Genomic DNA, 15,789 nt, shown 5'->3' on the forward strand with positions numbered 1-15,789 from the left:
GGTGGCGTCCGAGTTGGAGGAGGCGGTGGGTTCGGGGTTGAATCCGGGAAGGACCGCGTTGGTTGTGTCGAATAAAAAAAGCCCCTCGGTGTTGCCGAGGGGCTTTTTGTTGGGCGGGAAGAATTACTTCTTCTTGGCCTCGTCCTTCAGTTGCGGCAGCGAGGTGCCGGAGGCGGAGAGCAGGCCGGTTTGCGTGTAGGTGAACAGCTTGGCGCGGGTGTCGACGATGTCGAGGTTGCGCATGGTCAGCTGGCCGATGCGGTCGGCGGGGGTGAAGGGGGCGTTCTCGACCTTTTCCATCGACAGGCGCTCGGGGGCGTAGGTCAGGTTGGGCGATTCGGTGTTGAGCAGCGAGTAGTCGTTGCCGCGGCGCAGTTCGATGGTGACTTCGCCGGTGACGGCGCGGGCGACCCAGCGCTGGGCGGTTTCGCGCAGCATGATGGCTTGCGGGTCGAACCAGCGGCCCTGGTACAGCAGGCGACCGAGCTTGCGGCCGCTTTCGCGGTACTGCTCGATGGTGTCTTCGTTGTGGATGCCGGTGACCAGGCGCTCGTAGGCGATGAACAGCAGGGCCAGGCCCGGGGCTTCGTAGATGCCGCGGCTCTTGGCTTCGATGATGCGGTTCTCGATCTGGTCGCTCATGCCCAGGCCGTGGCGACCGCCGATGCGGTTGGCTTCGAGCATCAGCTCGACCGGGTCGCTGTATTCCACGCCGTTCAGGGCGACCGGCTGGCCTTCCTCGAAGCGGACGGTGACTTCCTCGGCCTTGACGGCGACGTCGTCGCGCCAGAACGCCACGCCCATGATGGGCTTGACGATGCGGATGCCGGAGTTCAGGTGTTCCAGATCCTTGGCTTCGTGGGTGGCGCCGAGCAGGTTGGAGTCGGTGGAGTAGGCCTTTTCCGCCGACATCTTGTAGTCGAAGCCGGCTTGGCGCATGTACTCGGACATTTCCGAGCGGCCGCCGAGCTGGTCGATGAACTGCTGGTCGAGCCAGGGCTTGTAGATCTTCAGGTCCGGGTTGGTCAGCAGGCCGTAGCGGTAGAAGCGCTCGATGTCGTTGCCCTTGAAGGTGCTGCCGTCGCCCCAGATGTTGACGTTGTCTTCCTTCATGGCGGCCACCAGCATGGTGCCGGTGACGGCGCGGCCGATGGGCGTGGTGTTGAAGTAGGTGATGCCGGCGGTCGAGATGTGGAAGGCGCCGGCCTGCAGGGCGGCGATGCCTTCGGCCACGAGCTGCGCGCGGCAGTCGATCAGGCGGGCGTTCTCGGCGCCGTAGGCCAGGGCCTTGCGCGGGATCTCGTCGTAGTCGGATTCGTCGGGCTGGCCCAGGTTCGCGGTGTAGGCGTAGGGGATGGCGCCGTTGTTGCGCATCCAGAGCAGCGCGGCGCTGGTGTCGAGGCCGCCGGAAAAGGCGATGCCGACCTTCTGGCCGGTGGGAAGGTTCGGGAGGATAGTGGTCATTGTTTGAGGTGAGACGCCAACGGGACTTTGACAGCAACGAGCCGCCAAACAAGAAATCTGCGGGGCATTTTAACTCTTTTGGGCGGTGGCGGCCCGGGCTGCGGCGGCGGGGCGGCAAGCCGTCGGCAGCGGGGCCGCGAAGGGGCGCGGGGAAAATCGGCCGGAAAAAGGGGCCAGGAAAAACAGGCGGCGGGGTGCCCGGGGGGGGGCGGGCCCGGCGCCAACCTGTCCGAATTGTCAGCGAACGGACAGCGTGCGGTCCCGCAGGGGTTTCTACAGTAGGGCCGTACTGGACTCGTTGGCCGCGCGGGCGGCGCCGAAAAATGAACACTGGCAAGCGCAGAGCGCCGCGTTGGGCGGCGACGGGACTGGCGGCCCTGTTGGGGTTGGCCGGGTGCGCCGTGGGGCCGGATTACCAGCGTCCGACCATGGACCTGCCGGCCGGATACAAGGAATCGGGGCCCTGGAAGACGGCGCAACCGGGCGTGATCGACGGTTCGCAGCCGTGGTGGGAAGCCTATGGTGATCCGACCCTGAATGCCCTGATCGTGGCCGCCAACGGCGCCAACCAGACCATCCAGCAGGCCCAGGCGCAATACCGCCAGGCGCGCGCGGCGGCCGATGCGGCCCGCGCCGGCTTCTGGCCCACGGTCGGCGCCAATGTGTCGGCGCAGCGGGCCCGGGCCAAGAGCAACGGGGTGGTGGGCGTTTCCAATAGCTACGCGGCCGCCATCGACGTGTCGTGGGAGCCGGACCTGTGGGGCGCGGTGCGCCGCCAGGTCGAGTCCAGCGATGCCTCGACCCAGGCCAGCGAAGCCAGCCTGGCGGCGGCCCGGCTCAGCATCCAGGCGGCGCTGGCGCAGGATTACCTGCAATTGCGCGCGGTGGACCGGGAAAAGGACCTGTATGCCCGCACCCTGCAGGCCTATCAACGCACGCTCAAGTTGACCCAGAGCCAGTACGACGCGGGCGTGGCGCTGCGCTCGGACGTGGCCCAGGCCGAGGCCCAGTTGCGGACCGCGCAGGCCCAGGCGATCGACCTGGATACCTCGCGCAACCAGCTCGAACACGCCATCGCCATCCTGACCGGGCGGGCGCCGGCGCAGTTCAGCCTGGCGCCGCTGGCGGCGGACCAGCCCTGGATGTTCCACGTGCCCGCGGTGCCGACCGGCCTGCCGTCGGACCTGCTGGAGCGGCGTCCGGACATCGCGGCGGCCGAACGCCAGGTGGCCTCGGCCAATGCCGCCATCGGCGTGGCGCGCGCCGCCTACTTCCCGTCGCTGGTGCTGTCGGCCACCGGCGGCTTCGGCGCGGCCAGCTTCGCGCAGTGGTTCAACGCGCCGGGCCGGGTCTGGTCGCTGGGGGCGGCGCTGGCGGAGACGATTTTCGACGGCGGCCTGCGGCGCGCGCGTGATGCCCAGGCGGTGGCGGCGTTCGACGCCAGCGCCGCGCAATACAAGCAGACGGTGCTGGGCGCGTTCCAGGAGGTGGAGGACAACCTGTCGACCTTGCGCGTGCTGGACGACGAGGCGCGGGCGCAGGACCAGGCGGTGGCGGCCTCGCGGCTGAGCGAGCAGCTGGCCCTGGCGCAGTACCGCGCCGGCACCACCACGTTCTTGGCGGTGGCCACGGCGCAGGCCCTGACGCTGTCGAACGAACGCAATGCCGTGCAGCTGCGCGGCCGCCAGATGGTGGCCAGCGTGGCGTTGATCAAGGCCGTGGGCGGCGGCTGGAACGCGTCCGCCCTGAACACGCCGGATGCGCAGGCGCTGGCGGCGGCTGGCGCGGCGCCGGCCGCGCCCAAATCCCCTACCGAGAATGAGTAAGTCCATGGACAAGGCTGTGACGATTTCCCCTCCGGGCGCGGGCGGCCGTAAGGCGGCGCTGCTGGCGTTGGCGCTGGCGGCCTGCGGCCTGGCGGCATGGTGGTGGCTGCGCGGGGGCGGCGAGGCGGCGCCGCCGCCGGCGCCGGCGGTGCCGGTGGCCACCGCGCTGGCGCAGCGCCAGGACGTGCCGCGCTACCTGACCGGCGTCGGCACGGTGACGTCGGCGGCGACGGTCACGGTCAAGGCGCGCATCGACGGCCAGCTCGACAGCGTCGGCTTCGTCGAGGGCCAGGACGTGAAGGCCGGCCAGGTGCTGGCCAATATCGACCCGCGCGCCCTGCAGGCGCAACTGGCCCAGGCCCAGGCGCAGCGCGCCAAGGACCAGGCCACGCTGGTGAACGCGCGGCTGGACCTGCAGCGCTACACCCGCCTGCAGCGCGAGGACGCCGCCACCCAGCAGACGCTGGACACGCAGCGCGCGCTGGTGGCGCAGCTGGAGGCGGCGACGCAGACCGACGACGCCCAGATCAGCTACGCCAAGGTGCAGCTGGACTACACCCGCATCGTCGCGCCGATCTCCGGCCGGGTTGGGGCGCGGCTGGTGGACCCGGGCAACATCGTGCACGCGGCCGACGTCAACGGCCTGGTGGTGATCAACCAGATCGATCCGATCACGGTGCTGTTCTCGCTGCCGGAAGAATCGGTGCCGGCGATCAACGCGGCCATGGACAAGGGCCAGGCGTTGACCGTGGTGGCTTATGCGCGCGGCGGCAACGAGCCGCTGGAGCAGGGCCAGCTGGTGCTGCTGAACAACCAGATCGACACCACCACCGGCACGGTGCAGCTCAAGGGCCGCTTCGACAATCCGCGCCATCGCCTGTGGCCCGGGCAGTACGTCAACGCGCGGCTGGTGCTGGACCCGCACGAAAGCGCCGTGACGGTGCCGGCGGCCGCGGTGCAGCGCGGCCAGTCCGATACCTTCGTGTACGTGGTGGATGGCGCCGGCGTGGCGCAGCCGCGGCCGGTCAAGGTGGAGCGCATGCAGGACGGCCTGGCCGTGATCCAGCAGGGGCTGGACGCCGGCTAGCGCGTGGTGGTGGACGGCCAATACAAACTCAAGCCCGGCAGCAAGGTGCGTGAGCTGGCCGCGGCGGCGGGAGGCGGCCAGTGAGCATCTCAGCGAATTTCATCAAGCGGCCGATCGGCACCTCGCTGCTGGCGCTGGCGATCCTGCTGGTCGGCATCGCGGCCTGGCCGCTGTTGCCGGTGGCGCCGCTGCCGCAGGTCGACTTTCCCACCATCCAGGTGCAGGCCAGCCTGCCCGGCGGCAGTCCCGAGACCATGGCGTCCAACGTGGCGCAGCCGCTGGAGCGGCAGTTCTCGCTGATCGCCGGCCTGTCGCAGATGACCTCGGTCAGCGCCATCGGCCTGACCCAGATCACGCTGCAGTTCGACCTGAACCGCAGCATCGACTCGGCGGCGGTGGACGTGCAGGCCGCGATCAACGCCGCCACCGGCCAGTTGCCGAACAACCTGCCGAATCCGCCGACCTTCCGCAAGGTCAATCCGGCCGACGCGCCGATCATGGTGATGGCGGTGCAGTCGGACACGCTGCCGCTGATCCAGGTCAATGACTACGCCGACAACATCCTGGCGCAGCAGATCTCGCAGATCTCGGGCGTGGGGCTGGTCAACATCGGCGGCCAGCAGAAGCCGGCCGTGCGCATCCAGGTGGACCCGGGCAAGCTGGCGGCGCTGGGGCTGAGCCTGGAGGATATCCGCGGCGTCATCGCCACCACCACCGTCAACCAGCCCAAGGGCACGATCGACGGGCCGCGCCAGAGCTTCACCACCTACACCAACGACCAGTTGCTGTCGGCGTCGCAATGGAACGACATGGTGCTGGCCTACCGCAACGGCGCGCCGATCCGGGTGCGCGACGTCGGCGTGGCGGTGGACGGGCCGGAAAACACCAAGCTGGCCGGCTGGGCCTACGCCGGGCCGGCCTCGCCGCCGGACAACACCATCACCAACGGCCGTTCGATCGTGCTGCAGATCAGCAAGCAGCCGGGCGCCAACGTGATCGACACGGTCGACCGGATCCGCGCGGCGCTGCCGCGGCTGGAAGCCTCGATCCCGCCGTCGGTGCACGTCAACACCATCATCGACCGCACCCAGACCATCCGCGCCTCGGTGCAGGACGTGGAGTTCACGCTGACGCTGACCATCATCCTGGTGGTGCTGGTGATCTTCCTGTTCCTGCGCAACGTGGCGGCGACGCTGATCCCGTGTGTGACGGTGCCGCTGGCGCTGATGGGCACGGCCGCCATCATGTACGTGGTCGGGTTCAGCCTGGACAACCTGTCGCTGATGGCGCTGACGATCGCGGTGGGCTTCGTGGTGGACGACGCGATCGTGATGCTGGAGAACATCTACCGCCACGTCGAGGCCGGCATGTCGCCGATGGAGGCGGCCTACAAGGGCGCGGGCGAGATCGGCTTCACCATCGTCTCGATCTCGGTGTCGCTGGTGGCCGTGTTCATTCCGCTGCTGCTGATGGGCGGCATCGTCGGCCGGCTGTTCCGCGAGTTCGCGGTGACGGTGACGCTGACCATCGTGGTATCGGTGCTGGTGTCGCTGACGCTGACGCCGATGCTGTGCTCGCGCTACCTGAAGAACCACCACGGCGACCGCCATGGACGCCTGTACCTGCTGTTCGAGCGCGGCTTCGACGCCATGCTGCATGGCTATGAGCGCGGCCTGAAGCTGGTGTTGCGGCACCCGTTCGCCACGCTGTGCTCGTTCCTGGCGACGGTGGCGTGCACGGTGGCGCTGTTCGTGATGATCCCGAAGGGGTTCTTCCCGCAGCAGGACACCGGCTTCATCTTCGGCTTCGCCGAATCGGCCCAGGATTCGTCGTTCTCGCTGATGAACCAGCGCATGATCCAGATGGCCGACGTGATCCGGCAGGATCCGGACATCGCCAGCTTTGGCTTCAACGGCAGCCAGAGCACCTACAACACCGGCAACTTCTACATCGGCCTGAAGCCGAAGGACGAGGGCCGCACGGCGTCGGCCGACGAGGTCATCGCGCGGCTGCGGCCGCAGCTGGCCAAGCTGGAGGGCGTGACGCTGTTCATGCAGGCGGGCCAGGACATCAACGTCGGCGGGCGGCTATCGCGCACCCAGTACCAGTACACGCTGACGGACTCGAACCTGGACGAACTGAACGTGTGGGCGCCGCGGCTGCTGGCCAAGTTCCGCGAGCTGCCGATGCTGACCGACCTGGCGTCCGACCAGCAGAATGCGGCGGCGACCGCCTCCATCACCATCGACCGCGCGCGGGCCTCGTCGTTCGGCATCTCGCCGGCGCTGATCGACGCCACCATCTACGACGCCATCGGCCAGCGCCAGGTGGCGCAGTACTTCACCCAGATCAACAGCTACCACGTGGTGTTGGAGGTGACGCCCAAGCTGCAGCAGGATCCGGACCTGTTCTCCAAGCTCTACCTGACCTCGCCGCTGACCGGCCAGCAGGTGCCGCTGTCGACCTTCATCAAGCTCGACACCGACAAGACCGCCTATCTGTCGATCAGCCACCAGGGCCAGTTCCCGGCGGTGACGATCTCGTTCAACCTGGCGCCGGGAGCCTCGCTCGGGCAGGCGGTGCAGGCGATCCAGCAGGCCCAGTCGCAGATGGGCGCGCCGGCCAGCCTGACCGGGGCGTTCCAGGGCACGGCCAAGGCCTTCGGCGACTCGCTGGCGACCCAGCCGTACCTGATCGCGGCGGCGCTGATCGCGGTGTATATCGTGCTGGGGCTGCTGTACGAAAGCTACATCCATCCGCTGACGATCCTGTCGACGCTGCCGTCGGCCGGGGTGGGGGCGCTGCTGATCCTGATGGTGGGCGGCTACGACCTGAGCGTGATCGCGCTGATCGGCATCATCCTGCTGATCGGCATCGTCAAGAAGAACGGCATCATGATGATCGACTTCGCCCTGACGGCCGAGCGCGAGCACGGCATGTCGCCGGCCGAGGCGATCTACCAGGCCTGCGTGTTGCGCTTCCGGCCGATCATGATGACCACCATGTGCGCGCTGCTCAGCGGCCTGCCGCTGATGCTGAGCCACGGCCAGGGCTCGGAGTTGCGCCGGCCGCTGGGCTATGCGATGGTGGGCGGCCTGATCGTGTCGCAGGCGCTGACGCTGTTCACGACGCCGGTGGTGTACCTGTACCTGGACCGGGCGCATTTCTGGTACATGCGCAAGAAGCAGGAACGCGCCGCGCGCAAGGCGGGGGCGTCCGTGCCGGCTGGCGTCGAGCCAGGCGAGGCGGGAGCGCCTGTCCAGCCCGGAGTTGAGTCAAAATAGGCTTCCTTGATCGTCGACGTGCCCTGGCGGGGCTGCCATGAAAATCCTGATAGTCGAAGATGAACTGAAGACGGCGGATTACCTGCGCAAGGGCCTGGGTGAGCAGGGCTGCGCGGTGGATGTCGCGCATAACGGCATCGACGGCCAACACCTGGCGCTGGAGCACGATTACGACGTGATCGTGCTGGACGCGATGCTGCCGGGCATGGATGGCTTCGCGGTGCTGCGGTCGCTGCGCAGCGTGCGCCAGACGCCGGTCATCATGCTGACCGCGCGCGACGGCGTCGAGGACCGCATCCGCGGCCTGCACGACGGCGCCGACGACTACCTGGTCAAGCCGTTCTCGTTTCTGGAACTGCTGGCCCGGCTGCAGGCGCTGACCCGGCGCGGCCGCGCCCAGGAGCCGGTGCAGTTGCGCATCGGCGACCTGCAGATCGACCTGATCAGCCGCAAGGCCTGGCGCGCCGGCGTCCGGCTGGACCTGACCGCCAAGGAATTCGCGCTGCTGGCGGTCCTGGCGCGGCGCCAGGGCGAGATCCTGTCCAAGACGGCGATCGCCGAACTGGTCTGGGACATGAACTTCGACAGCAATGTCAACGTGGTCGAGGTGGCGATCAAGCGGCTGCGCGGCAAGGTCGACGCGCCGTTCGACCGCAAGCTGCTGCACACCATCCGCGGCATGGGCTACGTGCTGGAACTGCGCGACGACGAGCCGGCGGAATGAAATCCTCGCTCAAATCCCGGCTGGTGCTGATGTTCGCGGTGGCGGCGGCGGCCACCTTCGCGCTGACCGGGGTGGCGCTGTACGGGGTGCTGGACCGCCAGCTCGACCGCATCCAGCAGGACGCCTTGCGCACCACGGCGCACGAGGTCAGCTATTCGCTCACGCGCAGCGGCGATCCCGAACGCTGGGGCCGCTTCAAGGCCAAGCTCGATACCCTGACGCCGGCCGACGGCAGCCTGCGGTTCTGGGTGCTGTCGGATGATCCTGCCTATGAATACGGCAAGGGCCTGGCCGACGTCGACCGGCTCGAACGCCATGCCGACGGCTTCGGCACGATCACGCTGCCGGACCGCGAAAATGAACTGCTGACCATCACCGTGACCGTCGAGGCCTTCCAGCAGCGGCCGCGGGTGCGCCTGATCGTCGGCATGGACTCGGCGCCCTATGCCCATACGCTGCGCTACTTCCTGTGGGCCATGGCCGGGCTGTCGCTGACCGCCATCCTGCTGGTGGGCCTCTTGGGTTTCTGGGTGGCGCGGCTGGGCCTGCGGCCGCTCAACCGGCTGTCGGCCGAGGCCCGGGCGCTGCGTCCCAGCGCCTTGTCGCAGCGCCTGAGCATGGCGGCGCTGCCGGTCGAGCTGGAAGACCTGGCCACCTCCTTCAATGGCGCGCTGGCGCGGCTGGAGGGCGCCTACAACCAGCTCGAGGACTTCAACGCCGACGTCGCCCACGAGCTGCGCACGCCGCTCACCAACCTGATCGGCCAGACCCAGGTGGCGCTGTCGCGGCCGCGCGGCTCGGGCGAGCTGCGCGAGGTGCTGCAATCGAACCTCGAGGAGCTGGATCGGCTGCGCGCCATGGTCAACGACATGCTGTTCCTGGCCCGGGCCGACCAGGGCGAGGCCGCCACCGGCCGCATCCACGCGGTGCTGGCCGACGAGGTCGGCAAGACGGTGGAATTTTTCGAGTTCCTGCTGGACGAGGCCGGCATGCGCGTGCGCACCCAGGGCGAACGCGACGCGGTGGCGCTGATCGACACGGCGCTGTTCCGGCGGGCGGTGACCAACCTGCTGCAGAACGCCATCCAGTATTCATCGGCCGGCGCCGAGATCACGGTGGACATCGAACGGCGCGACGGGCTGCTGGAAGTGGCGGTGAGCAATCCCGGCCCGCCGATCGCGCCGGAGCACCTGCCGCATCTGTTCCAGCGCTTCTACCGGGTCGATGCCGCGCGTGGCGGCGACGGCGTCGAACATAGCCATGGCCTGGGCCTGGCCATCGTCAAGGCGGTGGCGGCCATGCATGGCGGCGCGGTGTCGGCCGCCAGCGGCGGCGGCGTGACGCGGGTGGCGTTCAGCGTCGGCACCACGGCCGCGTAGCCCGCCGGCATGCGGCGTTCAGCGCGCGGCGGCGGCCGGCGCGAACAGCGCGGCCAGGTTCAACTGGCGGATCAGGTCGCTGGTGGCCATGGCCAGCCGGGTGGCGGGGCGATGGCGGGCGCTGGCCAGCACCAGGTTGTTGGTGATCCGCGGCGACACGATGTCGCTGAGCGACAGCGCGTGTTCGGCCGCCGGCCCGCGCGCGGCCGAGCGCGGCAGGATGGCGTAGGCGTCGCCCTGGGCCGCCAGTTCCACGATGGTCTGCACCGCGTCCACCTCGGCCGCGACCTGCAGCCGCACGCCCTGGGCGCGGCAGATGCTCTCGACCAGGGTGCGGATGGCGTTGGGCAGGCTGGGCAGCACCAGCGGGTAGGCGCCCAGGCCGGCCACGGCCACGCGGGCGGGCAGGGGCGGCTGGTGGTCGGCGGCGGCCACCAGCACCAGGTCTTCGCGGAACAGCGATTCGTAGCCCAGTTGCGGCGACGGCGCGGGGTCGTACAGCAGCGCCAGGTCGACCCGGCCGGCCAGCAGCCATTCGCGCATCTGCGCGCTCAGGCCTTCGGCCACCGCGATCGACGCATCGGGAAAGCGGCGCCGGAAGGCCTGCACCAGCGGCGGGGTCAGCACCCGGGCGATGCGCGGCGGCAGGCCGACCACCACCTTGCCGGTCGGCGTTTCGCGCAGGGTCTGCAGGTCCTGCTTGGCGCGGTCGGCCAGCGCCAGCAGGGCGCGCGCGTGCTCCAGGAAGCGCAGGCCGGCCTCGGTCGGCTCGGCGCCGCGGCCGTTGCGATAGAGCAGGTGCTGGCCCAGCTCCAGTTCCAGCAGGCGCACCTGGCGGCTCAACGTGGGCTGGGCCACGTCGAGCATTTCGGCGGCGCGCGAGAAGCTGCGCCGCTCGGCGACGCGCACGAAGTATTCGATCTGCTTGAGGTCCATGGGAAGGCGGGCGGCGCAATATCCATACGGATATCTAAATTTTCTATATCTGAAATCAAAGATATAGCATTGTTAAGCGAGGCGCAATCCGCGAGCATGGCGTTTTCCCCGTTGGATCCCGCCGTGCCCGATTGCCGTCCTCCGCTTGCCACGCCCTCCCGTCCCCGCCACGCGCTGCCGGCCGGGGCCCGCGACACGCACTGCCACGTGTTCGGTCCGGCCGATGTGTTCCCCTATGCCGAGGGCCGTTCCTACACGCCGCCCGACGCGCCCTACGCCAGGATGGCGGCGCTGCATGCGCACCTGGGCGTGCAGCGCGCGGTGGTGGTGCAGGCCAACTGCCACGGCAACGACCATGCCGCGCTGCTCGACGCGCTGGCGCAGAGCCAGGGCCGCTACCGCGGCGTGGCGCTGCTGGGGGCGGACGCCACCGCCGCCAGCGTGCGGCAGCTGCATGACGGCGGCGTGCGCGGGGCGCGCTTCAACTTCGTGCCGCACCTGGGCGGCGCGCCCGATCCGGCGGTGTTCGACCATGTCATCGGCCTGATCGCGCCGCTGGGCTGGCATGTCTGCGTGCACCTGGACGGCGCCATGCTGCCCGAGCTGCTGCCGCGCCTGCGCGCGCTGCCGGTGCCGTTCGTGGTCGACCACATGGGCCGCATCAAGGCGGCCGATGGACTGGACGCGCCGGCGTTCCGCGCCTTGCTGGCGCTGGAGCGGGTGCCGCAGGCCTGGGTCAAGGTCTCCGGCATCGACCGCATCGCCTCGGGCAAGCGCCCCTTTGCCGAAGGCATCCCGTTCGTGCGCGCCCTGGTGGACGCGCTGCCCGAGCGCACGCTGTGGGGCACCGACTGGCCGCATCCGAACGTGGCGGGCGACATGCCCGACGACGGCGAACTGGCCGACGCTTTTTTCCTGGCCTGCCCGGACGCGGAAACGCGCCGGCAGGTCCTGGTGGACAACCCGGCGCGTCTCTACGGCTTCCTGTAGCCGCGCCATCGCCCGATTTCGGGCAACAAGAAAACACGACATCCCGAGGAGACAATCCAATGTTCAAGAAAATCGTATTCGCCGGCCTGCTGGGCCTGGCCAGCCTGGGCCCCACGGCGCACGCCGATGGTCCGGTGCGCCTGATCATCGCCTTCCCGCCGGGCGGCCCGGTGGACCTGGTCGGCCGGGTGCTGGCCGAACAGCTGGGCAAGGAGCTCAAGCAATCGGTCATTGTCGAGAACAAGGCCGGCGCCAACGGCAACATCGCCGCGGCCTACGTGGCCAAGGCCCCGGCCGACGGCTCGGTGCTGTTCCTGACCAGCGTCGGCGCGGTGTCCATCAGCCCGGCCCTGTACAAGGACCTGCCGTATGACCCGGTGCGCGATTTCGCGCCGGTGTCGCGCGTGGTCAACAACGCCACCGTGTTCGTGGTGAATCCGGCCAACCCGGCCACCGACGCGGCCGACTTCGTCAAGCGCTCGCAGGCGGCGTCGCAGTCCGCTGCGATCGGCTCGTCGGGCATCGGCAGCATCCCGCACCTGACGCTGGAAATGTTCGCCGACGCCAGCAAGGCCAAGGTGCTGCACGTGCCGTACAAGGGCGCCGCGCCGGTGATCAACGACGTGCTGGGCAACCAGGTGAACGGCTTCTTCGGCGACGTGCCGGGCCTGATCGGCCACATCCAGAGCGGCAAGCTCAAGGCGCTGGGCATCGCCGCGCCGACCCGTCATCCGCTGCTGCCGGACGTCAAGACGCTGGCCGAGCAGGGCATTGCCGGCGTCGAATCGAACAACTGGTACGGCATCGTCGCGCCCGCCGCCACGCCGCCGGCCACGGTCGAGAAACTGAACCAGGCCCTGCGCGCCGCGCTGGGCAACGAGGCGGTGCGCGCCAAGCTCGAGAAGTTCGGCGCCCAGGCCGCGCCCAGCTCGCCGCAGGAACTGGCGGCGCTGATCGCCGCCGACCGCGAGAAGTGGGGTTCGCTGATCCAGCGCAAGAACATCCGTCCGGAGTGAGCATGAGCGACTGCCGAGTCTCGCCGGTCGCGCCGGGCACCCGCCCGGCCCTGGCCGAAATGGAAGCGCGCATCGCGGCCGCGCGCGGCCGCATCTCGCCGCTGTACCAGGTGCTGCTGAACAGCCCCGCCGTGGTGCAGGGCTGGGAAGCGATGCTGACCGCGATCCGCCTGAACACGTCGCTGTCGCCGCGGGTGCGCGAGCTGATCATCCTGCGCGTGGCGACGCTGAACAACGCGCCCTACGAGTTCGACGCGCACGTGCCGCACGCCCTGGCGGCGGGCATGCCGCAGGCGGTGGTGGACCAGTTGCGCGGCGGGCCGCGCGCGGACGCGGTGCAGGGGCTGGAGGCGGGCGAGGCCGACGTGCTGGCCCTGACCGACGCCATGACCCGCGACATCGAGGTGCCGGACGCGCTGTTCGCGCCGTTGCGGGCGCGCTACAACGACCAGGAGTTGGTCGAGTTGACCGCGACGGTGGCGGCCTACAACATGGTGTCGCGCTTCCTGGTGGCGTTGCGCGTCGGGCACTGAAAGGAGCTTTGCATGGACAAGACGGTATTGCTGGTGTCGCTGGGCGAGCGTTTCGACGCGGCGCGCGCGGCCGACATGGCGCAACGCCTGACCGAGGGCCTGGACGGCGTGCGGCTGCGCGCTTTCGCCGCGGTCGAAGAGGATGACACCTATGTGTACGTCGACGGCGACGCCGCCGCGCAGCCGGAGGTGCAGGCCCGGCTGGCCGAGCTGTTCCCGGGGGCGCAGGCGCGCGTGCTGCACCTGACCCTGGACCTGGCCGGCGCCTCGGCCGGCGCCCACGCGCCCTGGCACTACATCGTCGAGACCGACGTGCTGCCCGAGGCCGAGGCGGACCTGAATGCCTGGTACGACCAGGAACACCTGCCGGGGCTGGCCTCGGTGCCTGGCACCGTGCGCGCGCAGCGCTACGAGTGCCGCGACCAGGGGCCGCGCTATCTGGCCTGCTATGACCTGGAGACGCGCGAGACCTTCGGCAGCCCGCCGTGGCTGGCGGTGCGCGCCACCGACTGGAGCAGCCGGGTGCGGCCGTCGTTCCGCAACACGCGCCGCACCATGTTCCAGAAGATTCTTTGACATAGAAGAACGAGGAGACAACGATGAGCAAGCGATGGGCGAAGGTGGTGCTGTGGGGCGCGCTGAGCGCGGCCGGGGTGTCGCTGGCCGCGCAGGCCGCGCCGACGCCTGCCGCGGCAGCGGCTGCCGACAAGGTCGAGCGGGTCACGGTGCTGCCGGGCAACGGCGCCCGCATCGAGGTGCTGGTGCAGGGCCAGGGCCCGGCCCTGGTGCTGCTGCCGTCGCGCGGCCGCGGCCAGGAGGATTTCGATGACCTGGCGGCGCGCCTGGCGCAGGCCGGCTACCGCGTGCTGCGGCCCGAGCCGCGCGGCATCGGCGGCAGCAGCGGGCCGATGAAGGACATCACGCTGCACGACCTGGGCAACGACATGGCGGCGGTGATCCGCGATGTCGCCAAACAACCGGTGGTGATGATCGGGCACGCGTTCGGCAACTGGGTGGCGCGCACTACGGGCGTGGACCACCCCGACCTGGTGCGCGGCGTGGTGATCGTGGCGGCCGCGGCCAAGAAGTACCCCGCCGGCCTGAGCGAGCACGTCGATCGCAGCGCCGACCTGTCGCTGCCCGACGCCGAGCGCCTCAAGTCGATCCAGTACGCCTTCTTCGCGCCGGGTCATGACGCCAGCGTCTGGCTCAACGGCTGGTACCCCGAGGTCAGCGAGAGCCAGCGCCTGGCCGGCAAGGCCACGCGCCAGTCGGACTGGTGGTCGGGCGGCAGCAAGCCGCTGCTCGACCTGCAGGCGGGCGCCGACCTGTTCAAGCCGGAATCGACCCGCAACGAGATCCGCGACGAATTCGGCGAGCGTGTCTCCGTGGTGGTGATCCCGGGCGCCGGCCATGCGCTGGTGCCGGAGGAGCCGCAGGCGGTGGCCGACGCCATCGTGCGCTGGGAAAAGTCGCTCAAGCCCTGACGGCCACGTCTGGCATGGGCAAAAAAAAGCAGCCCCGCGGGGCTGCTTTTTTCATGGGCGCGCCGCTTACTTGAGCTGGCCCAGCAGCAGGAATTCCATCAGCGCCTTCTGCACGTGCAGGCGGTTCTCGGCCTCATCCCAGACCACGCTCTGCGGGCCGTCGATGACTTCGCCGGTGACTTCCTCGCCGCGGTGGGCGGGCAGGCAGTGCATGAACACGGCCTGGGGATCGGCGGCGGCCATCATCTCGGCGTCCACGCACCAGTCGGCGAAGGCGGCGCGGCGCTCTTCGTTCTCGGCCTCGTAGCCCATGCTGGTCCAGACGTCGGTGGTGACCAGGTGCGCGCCCTGGCAGGCCTGCATCGGGTCCTTGAACTGGCGCAGCACCTTGTCGGACGGCGAACCGATGCGGGCGGCTTCGAGCTCGTAGCCGGCCGGGGTCGACACATGCAGCGTGAAGCCCAGCATCTCGGCGGCCTGCAGCCAGGTGTAGGCCATGTTGTTGGCGTCACCGACCCAGGCGACCGTCTTGCCGGCGATGGGGCCGCGGTGCTCGATGTAGGTGAAGATGTCCGCCAGGATCTGGCAGGGGTGGAATTCGTTGGTCAGGCCGTTGATCACGGGCACGCGCGAGTGCGAGGCGAAGCGCTCGATGCGGGTCTGCTCGAACGTGCGGATCATGACGATGTCGACCATGCGCGAGATGACGCGCGCGGTGTCCTCGATGGGCTCGGAGCGGCCCAGCTGGGAATCATTGGAGGTCAGGTTGATGACCGAGCCGCCCATCTGGTACATGCCGGCCTCGAACGAGACGCGGGTACGGGTGCTGGCCTTTTCGAACACCATCGCCAGCGTGCGGTCGTGCAGCGGCATGTGGGGTTCGTAACGCTTGAATTTTTCCTTGATCAGCCGCGCGCGGTCCAGCACGTAGGCGATCTCGGCGGACGAGAAGTCCTTGAACTGCAGAAAGTGCCGCAAGGGGCCGTTTTGAGTCGTGGGAGGAGTCATGGTGATGTCGCAGGTCATTGGGCCCGGACGGGCTCGTGGCCCGGGCGGGAGGTTG

Annotated in this window: 12 protein-coding genes and 1 pseudogene; 10 read left to right on the forward strand and 3 right to left on the reverse strand. The window is 69.4% G+C overall.

All coding sequences use genetic code 11. The features are described 5' to 3' along the window. Positions 1-123: 123 nt before the first annotated feature. Positions 124-1,464: an argininosuccinate synthase gene (gene argG / locus AOZ49_RS01545; protein ID WP_054434324.1), complete on the reverse strand. Its 1,341-nt coding sequence runs from the start codon at positions 1,462-1,464 to the stop codon at positions 124-126. A gap of 323 nt (positions 1,465-1,787) precedes the next feature. On the opposite strand from argG, the gene AOZ49_RS01550 reads away from it, so the two are divergent. The 5 genes and pseudogenes from AOZ49_RS01550 to AOZ49_RS01570 all read left to right on the forward strand — a co-directional run bounded on the left by AOZ49_RS01550 (position 1,788) and on the right by AOZ49_RS01570 (position 9,764). Next, a complete protein-coding gene (locus AOZ49_RS01550) occupies positions 1,788-3,290 on the forward strand; it encodes an efflux transporter outer membrane subunit (RefSeq protein ID WP_054434326.1) in 1,503 nt (500 codons plus the stop codon). A gap of 4 nt (positions 3,291-3,294) precedes the next feature. Further along, positions 3,295-4,461: pseudogene (locus AOZ49_RS01555) on the forward strand (efflux RND transporter periplasmic adaptor subunit). Continuing rightward, positions 4,458-7,661: an efflux RND transporter permease subunit gene (locus AOZ49_RS01560; protein WP_054434328.1), complete on the forward strand. Its 3,204-nt coding sequence runs from the start codon at positions 4,458-4,460 to the stop codon at positions 7,659-7,661. Before AOZ49_RS01555 ends, AOZ49_RS01560 begins: the two are co-directional and overlap by 4 nt. A gap of 37 nt (positions 7,662-7,698) precedes the next feature. Beyond that, positions 7,699-8,385, forward strand: a complete 687-nt coding sequence (locus AOZ49_RS01565) for a heavy metal response regulator transcription factor (protein WP_054419799.1) — start codon at positions 7,699-7,701, stop codon at positions 8,383-8,385. Then, entirely contained in the window at positions 8,382-9,764 is a 1,383-nt protein-coding gene (locus tag AOZ49_RS01570; RefSeq protein WP_054474030.1) for a heavy metal sensor histidine kinase, read from the forward strand. The genes AOZ49_RS01565 and AOZ49_RS01570 overlap by 4 nt, the downstream gene beginning before the upstream one ends. A gap of 18 nt (positions 9,765-9,782) precedes the next feature. Here AOZ49_RS01570 and AOZ49_RS01575 read toward each other — a convergent pair whose 3' ends face one another. Further along, complete coding sequence (locus AOZ49_RS01575) at positions 9,783-10,700, reverse strand: LysR substrate-binding domain-containing protein (protein WP_054474031.1); 918 nt, start codon at positions 10,698-10,700, stop codon at positions 9,783-9,785. 123 nt (positions 10,701-10,823) lie between these two features. Here AOZ49_RS01575 and AOZ49_RS01580 point away from each other — a divergent pair, with 123 nt between their 5' ends. Genes AOZ49_RS01580 through AOZ49_RS01600 form a run of 5 tightly spaced genes read left to right on the forward strand, consistent with a single transcriptional unit; the run spans position 10,824 to position 14,726 of the window. Next, positions 10,824-11,690 carry an amidohydrolase family protein gene (locus tag AOZ49_RS01580; RefSeq protein ID WP_197286685.1) on the forward strand — a complete coding sequence of 289 codons (867 nt, stop codon included), beginning with the start codon at positions 10,824-10,826 and terminating at the stop codon, positions 11,688-11,690. Between the two features lie 59 nt (positions 11,691-11,749). Beyond that, positions 11,750-12,706 carry a Bug family tripartite tricarboxylate transporter substrate binding protein gene (locus AOZ49_RS01585; RefSeq protein WP_054434336.1) on the forward strand — a complete coding sequence of 319 codons (957 nt, stop codon included), beginning with the start codon at positions 11,750-11,752 and terminating at the stop codon, positions 12,704-12,706. 2 nt (positions 12,707-12,708) lie between these two features. Continuing rightward, positions 12,709-13,239: a carboxymuconolactone decarboxylase family protein gene (locus tag AOZ49_RS01590; protein ID WP_054434338.1), complete on the forward strand. Its 531-nt coding sequence runs from the start codon at positions 12,709-12,711 to the stop codon at positions 13,237-13,239. A gap of 12 nt (positions 13,240-13,251) precedes the next feature. After that, a complete protein-coding gene (locus tag AOZ49_RS01595; RefSeq protein ID WP_054474032.1) occupies positions 13,252-13,815 on the forward strand; it encodes a DUF4286 family protein in 564 nt (187 codons plus the stop codon). Positions 13,816-13,838: 23 nt separating this feature from the next. Beyond that, entirely contained in the window at positions 13,839-14,726 is an 888-nt protein-coding gene (locus AOZ49_RS01600; protein WP_082380268.1) for an alpha/beta fold hydrolase, read from the forward strand. A 66-nt stretch (positions 14,727-14,792) separates the two neighbouring features. Here AOZ49_RS01600 and argF read toward each other — a convergent pair whose 3' ends face one another. Beyond that, positions 14,793-15,734, reverse strand: a complete 942-nt coding sequence (gene argF / locus AOZ49_RS01605) for an ornithine carbamoyltransferase (RefSeq protein ID WP_026382721.1) — start codon at positions 15,732-15,734, stop codon at positions 14,793-14,795. Between the last annotated feature and the right edge of the window lie 55 nt (positions 15,735-15,789).

Source organism: Achromobacter sp. 2789STDY5608615 (assembly GCF_001298995.1).
In the GTDB taxonomy this organism is placed as follows: domain Bacteria; phylum Pseudomonadota; class Gammaproteobacteria; order Burkholderiales; family Burkholderiaceae_B; genus Achromobacter; species Achromobacter insuavis.

Coding starts and splice junctions, on each gene's coding strand:
- argG (WP_054434324.1), bottom strand. CDS start 1,464: ATGACCACTATCCTCCCGAACCTTCCCACCGGCCAGAAGGTCGGCATC.
- AOZ49_RS01550 (WP_054434326.1), top strand. CDS start 1,788: ATGAACACTGGCAAGCGCAGAGCGCCGCGTTGGGCGGCGACGGGACTG.
- AOZ49_RS01565 (WP_054419799.1), top strand. CDS start 7,699: ATGAAAATCCTGATAGTCGAAGATGAACTGAAGACGGCGGATTACCTG.
- AOZ49_RS01570 (WP_054474030.1), top strand. CDS start 8,382: ATGAAATCCTCGCTCAAATCCCGGCTGGTGCTGATGTTCGCGGTGGCG.
- AOZ49_RS01575 (WP_054474031.1), bottom strand. CDS start 10,700: ATGGACCTCAAGCAGATCGAATACTTCGTGCGCGTCGCCGAGCGGCGC.
- AOZ49_RS01585 (WP_054434336.1), top strand. CDS start 11,750: ATGTTCAAGAAAATCGTATTCGCCGGCCTGCTGGGCCTGGCCAGCCTG.
- AOZ49_RS01590 (WP_054434338.1), top strand. CDS start 12,709: ATGAGCGACTGCCGAGTCTCGCCGGTCGCGCCGGGCACCCGCCCGGCC.
- AOZ49_RS01595 (WP_054474032.1), top strand. CDS start 13,252: ATGGACAAGACGGTATTGCTGGTGTCGCTGGGCGAGCGTTTCGACGCG.
- AOZ49_RS01600 (WP_082380268.1), top strand. CDS start 13,839: ATGAGCAAGCGATGGGCGAAGGTGGTGCTGTGGGGCGCGCTGAGCGCG.
- argF (WP_026382721.1), bottom strand. CDS start 15,734: ATGACTCCTCCCACGACTCAAAACGGCCCCTTGCGGCACTTTCTGCAG.